The 5,359-nt window shown below is 65.0% G+C and carries 4 protein-coding genes; all 4 read left to right on the forward strand.

Going from position 1 to position 5,359, the window contains the following annotated elements:
• The coding region (locus tag VFJ08_RS07675; protein ID WP_324996607.1) for a zinc-binding dehydrogenase at window positions 1–587 on the forward strand (587 nt) is incomplete at its 5' end.
• Window positions 588–721: 134 nt separating this feature from the next.
• Window positions 722–1,858 (forward strand): NADH:flavin oxidoreductase, encoded by a 1,137-nt coding sequence (locus tag VFJ08_RS07680; protein ID WP_324996608.1) that lies wholly within the window; start codon window positions 722–724, stop codon window positions 1,856–1,858.
• Between the two features lie 41 nt (window positions 1,859–1,899).
• On the forward strand, window positions 1,900–3,264 hold the full coding sequence (locus VFJ08_RS07685) for a dihydrolipoyl dehydrogenase (RefSeq protein WP_324996609.1): 1,365 nt from the start codon (window positions 1,900–1,902) through the stop codon (window positions 3,262–3,264).
• 236 nt (window positions 3,265–3,500) lie between these two features.
• Window positions 3,501–5,359 (forward strand): malate synthase G (locus VFJ08_RS07690; protein ID WP_324996610.1); only part of this gene is annotated, 1,859 nt, incomplete at its 3' end.

The following is a 5,359-nucleotide window of genomic DNA, read 5'->3' on the forward strand; positions in this document are numbered from 1 at the left end:
CACTGATCGAGTTCGGCGGGCTGTCCAGGGGCGAGGCGGTGCTGATCCCCGCGGCGTCCTCCAGCGTGGGGTTGGCCGCGATCCAGATCGCCAACCACGTCGGCGCGATGCCGATCGCGACTTCGCGCTCCGAGGCCAAGGTCGAGTCGCTCAAGGAGGCCGGCGCGGCGCATGTCATCGTGACCGAAAGCCAGAACATCGCCGAGCAGGTGAACCGGATCACCGACGAGCGCGGCGTCCGCGTGGTTTTCGATCCGGTGGGCGGCTCGACGGTCAATGATCTAGCCGAGGCCATGTGCGATCGCGGCATCATGTTCCTCTACGGCGCGCTGGCCGCCGAGCCGACGCCGTTTCCGCTGTTCACCGCGCTGTCCAAGAGTCTGACGCTGCGCGGCTATACCGTGTTCGAGATCTTTTTCGATGCGGATGCCTTCGCCCGCGGCAAGCAATTCGTATGCAACGGTATCGCCGACGGCAGTCTCGAGCCGACTGTGGATCGCGTCTTTGCCTTCGACGAGATCGCCGAGGCGCATCGCTATATGGAATCCAACCAGCAGCTCGGCAAAATCGTCGTCCGCGTGCCGTGAACGGCGGGCCGCACCTCGGGTCCGGCCCTCCGTAGTCGCCCCACTGACGCCGGCCTTTCGAGGTGCGATGCTGATGTTCCCGCCGTCGGCGCCACGCTGGTGCCGGCGGACCATCCTAAGAACACGAGGCTTCCATGGCCGCCTATTCTTCGCTATTCACATCGCTCCACCTCGACTCGTTGGCGCTTGCCAACCGTGTCGTGGTCTCGCCCATGACCCGCGTCAGCGCCACCACCGACGGGCGCGCTACCGCGCAGATGGCCGCCTATTATGCCCGCTATGCCCGCGGCGGTTTCGGACTGGTTATCACCGAAGGCACCTACACCGACGAGGCTTACAGCCAGGGCTATGTGGATCAACCGGGCATAGCCAACGATGCCCAGGCCGGGGCCTGGGCCAAAGTGGTCGAACAAGTCCATGCCGCCGGCGCGCCGATCGTGCTGCAATTGATGCATGCCGGCGCGCTGGTCCAGCACAACCGCTTCACCACCAAAACCATTGCGCCTTCGGCGGTCACGCCGCCGGGCGAGCAGATGCCGATGTATTTCGGCGAGGGCGGCTATGCCACGGCGCAGGCGATGAGCGAAACCGACATCATCGAGGCCACGCAGGGTTTCGTGGCCGCCGCCCAGCGCGCGCGGTCGGTGGGCTTCGACGGCGTCGAGGTGCACGGCGCCAACGGTTATCTGCTGGATGAATTTCTTACTGACTACATGAACAAGCGCGACGACGATTACGGCGGCGGCATCGGTAACCGGGTACGGGTGCCGCGTATGATCGTGCGCAGTCTGCGCGATGCCCTGGGCAACGATTTTCCGGTCGGCATCCGGCTTTCCCAGACCAAGGTCAACGACCCGGACTACCGCTGGGCCGGACCCGAGGATGCCGAGATTATTTTCCATGCTTTGGCCGAGGCCGGTGCGAGCTATCTACACGTCACCGGCGCCGGCGCTGTCGAGCCCGCTTTTGCCGACGACGGCCCCAGCCTGACCACGCTGGCCAAGCGTCACGGCGCGGGTTTGCCGGTGATCAGCAACGGCGCTCTATACCAGCCGGAGGCCGCGGCCGCCATGCTCGACGAGCAGGGCGCCGATCTGGTGAGCATCGGCCGCGGCGCGCTGGCTAATTCCGACTGGCCGCACAAAGTACGGGCCGGTGAGCGGCCGCGCGACTTCGACCCAGCCTCGATCTCGCCGGTGGCCACGCTCGACAACCAGGCCGCATGGGAGACCGATAACGCCGATGTGTTCGAGCCGCTCGCTGGGGGCTGACACCCCCGCGTATCCCGCCGCATTCAGAACAGGAGCCAGCCATGGCCGCTATCCAGCATTTCGACAACGTTGTCATCGGCGCCGGCGCCGGGCTGACCGCGGCCTATTTCGCGGTCCAGGACAAGCAATCAGTGGCGCTGGTCACCGACCGGCCGGCGGCGATCGGCGGCACCTGCGTGAATTTCGGCTGCATCCCGACCAAGACCCTGATCCAGTCGGCGCGTGCAATCGATGCGATCAAAAGCGCCGCGGACTTCGGTATCCACGTCGATACCACCACTATCGAGGTGGATTTTACCCGCATCATGCACGACATGCGTGCGCTGCGCGCGGACAATGCCAAAGGGGCGCGGCAGTGGGTGGCAGACGCGATGACGCCGTTCTATACCCGGGCGCGCTTTGTCGGCGACAAACTGCTGGAAACCGAGGACGGTACGCGTCTCACCGGCGAGCGGATCTTTATCGCCAGCGGCGCGCGGCCGTCGATCCCGCCAATCCAGGGCCTACAGGATGCCGGCTACTGGACCAATGAGGACGTGCTCGAACTCGAACGGCAGCCGGCCAGCCTGATCGTGGTCGGCGGCGGCTATATCGGCGTCGAGCTGGGCTATTTCTTCGCCGCGCTGGGTACCGAGGTCACCCTGATCAATCCCGATGCGAAGCTGCTCGCCGAAGATGACGACGTACGCGAACTGTTCACCCGGGAATTCGGCCGCCGGGTCACACTCGTAACCGGCCGCGCGACCCGGGTCGCCAGCACAGGCTCCGGTAAACGGGTCGAACTGGAGAGCGAGGACGGCGAAACGCGCCATCTGGAAGCCGAACAGATCCTGATTGCTACCGGTCGCAAGCCCAATACCGAGCATTTGGATCTGGCGGCGACCGGAGTGCGGGTCGATAAGGGCGGCGCGATTCGGGTGGATGCCGCACTGTGTACCGATCATCCGCATATCTATGCCTACGGCGATGTCATCGGCCGGGGCATGTTCAAGCATACGTCGAGCGCGGAGGGCGAACTGGCCTATCGCAATGCGCAGGGCGAAAGCCAGCGCATGGACTATCACGCCAATCCACACGCGGTATTCAGCGAACCCGAGGTCGCGGCGGTCGGGCTCAGCGAGGCCGAGTGCCGAAGCCAGAGCCTCGATTACCGGGTCGCCAAACTCGACTACGCCGATGTGGCCAAAGGCAAGATCGTCGGCGCGCCGGCCGGCTTCGCCAAACTACTCGTGGAGAACACCAGCGAGCGCATTCTCGGCTGCCATATCATCGGACCGCACGCCGCGCTGTTGATTCACGAAGTCGTGGTGGCGATGAACGCCGACGGCGCGAGCGTCGATACCGTGCGCCGCGCGATCCATATTCATCCGAGTCTTTCCGAACTCGTCGGTACGCTGTTCGGTTAGGCCGCATCTTGCCGGATTCGTGGTCATCGTCGAATCGCGGCGTAACAGCGGACCCCGCCGCCGGCGGCGAAACGCGCGCCGGCCGACGATTATCGTCCCGCTCTGTACGCCGAGGGGGCGGTTTGCGCTGCCTATCGCTTTCGCTATAGTCGGTCGTCTTGTTAGATGGTATCTAAAACCCCCGATTTTCCGAGCCGCGGCGCAGCCGCGATGCCCACAAGCGAAAAGGCCCAGTCATGAACCAGCGAATCGAACGCGCCGGCCTGCGGATCGGCCAGCCTTTGTACGATCTGATCGAGACCGCTCTGCCCGGGACCGGCATCGACGCCGATATGTTTTGGGCCGAGCTGGCCGCGCTGGTCGAGGAGTTCGGACCAAAGAACGCGGCCCTGCTCAAGCACCGCGTGGATATTCAGGAGACACTCGACAAGTGGCACCGCGAGCATCGCGGCGACGATTTCGACCGCGACGCATACCGCCAGCTTCTGACCGAACTCGAATACATCGTGCCCGAGGGCGCCGATTTTTCGGTCTCGACCGACCACGTCGATCCCGAGATCGCTACCGTGGCCGGTCCGCAACTGGTGGTGCCGATCAGCAACGCCCGGTTCGCGCTCAACGCCGCCAACGCCCGTTGGGGCAGCCTTTACGATGCGCTGTACGGTGCCGACATCATTCCCGAAACCGGAGGCGCGGAAAAGACCGCCAGCTACAATCCCAAGCGCGGCGCCAAGGTAGTCGAACAGGCCGCTGAATTTCTCGATGCCCACTTTCCCCTGGAGAACGGCTCGCATGCCGACGCCCGGGCGTATCGGATCGATAACAGCCGTTTGGCCGTCGACCTCGGCTCCGATCATGTCGGGCTGCGCGATTCGCGCCGGTTTTGCGGCCACCAGGGCACGGCCAGCCAGCCATCGGCCGTGCTGCTGGTGCACAACGGCCTGCACGTCGAAATCCAGATCGACGCCGAGGATCCGATCGGCGCCGAACACGCCGCCGGCGTCAAGGACGTGGTTCTGGAAGCCGCCATGACCGCCATTCAGGACTGCGAGGACTCGGTCGCCGCGGTCGACGCCGAGGACAAGGCGCGGGTCTACGGCAACTGGCTGGGCCTGATGAAGGGCGATCTCACCGAACAGGTCGCCAAGGGCGGGACAACCTTCACCCGCAAGCTGGCCGACGATCGCGTCTACACCGCGGCCGACGGCGGCGAACTCAGACTGCCCGGGCGCAGCCTGATGCTGGTGCGCAACGTCGGCCATCTGATGACCACGCCGGCGGTGCTCGACAGCGCGGGCCACGAGATTCCCGAAGGCATTCTCGACGCGCTCGCCACCGCGGCCATCGCCATCCACGACCTGAAAGGCAACGGCCCGCATACCAACAGCCGCGCCGGCTCGGTGTATATCGTCAAGCCCAAGATGCACGGCCCGGCCGAAGTCAACTTCACCGTCGCCCTGTTCGATCACATCGAAAACGCGCTCGGCTTGGCGCCCAACATGCTCAAGATCGGCATCATGGACGAAGAGCGGCGCACTTCCGTCAACCTCAAGGCCTGCATCCGCGAGGCGCGCGAGCGCATCATCTTCATCAATACCGGCTTTCTCGATCGCACCGGCGACGAGATCCATACCTCGATGGAAGCCGGGCCGATGCTGCCCAAGGGCGAGATGAAAGCCACGGCCTGGCTGACCGCCTACGAAGACAACAACGTCGACACGGGTCTCGCCTGCGGCCTGCGCGGCCGCGCCCAGATCGGCAAGGGTATGTGGGCCGCGCCCGACAACATGGCGGCGATGATGGAGGCCAAGATCGGCCATCCGCGGGCCGGCGCCAACTGCGCCTGGGTGCCGTCGCCGACCGCGGCCACCCTGCACGCCATCCACTATCATCGCTGCGACGTGCGGGCGCGCCAGAGCGAGCTGGAATCGCGCCGCGGGTCATATCTCGAAGACCTGCTGACGATCCCGCTGCTCGATCGTGAGCTATCGGCCGACGAGATCGCCAAGGAACTGGACAACAACTGCCAGGGCATTCTCGGGTATGTCGTGCGCTGGGTGGATCAGGGCGTGGGCTGCTCCAAGGTGCCCGATAT

It is taken from the genome of Salinisphaera sp., assembly GCF_035690525.1.
In the GTDB taxonomy this organism is placed as follows: domain Bacteria; phylum Pseudomonadota; class Gammaproteobacteria; order Nevskiales; family Salinisphaeraceae; genus Salinisphaera.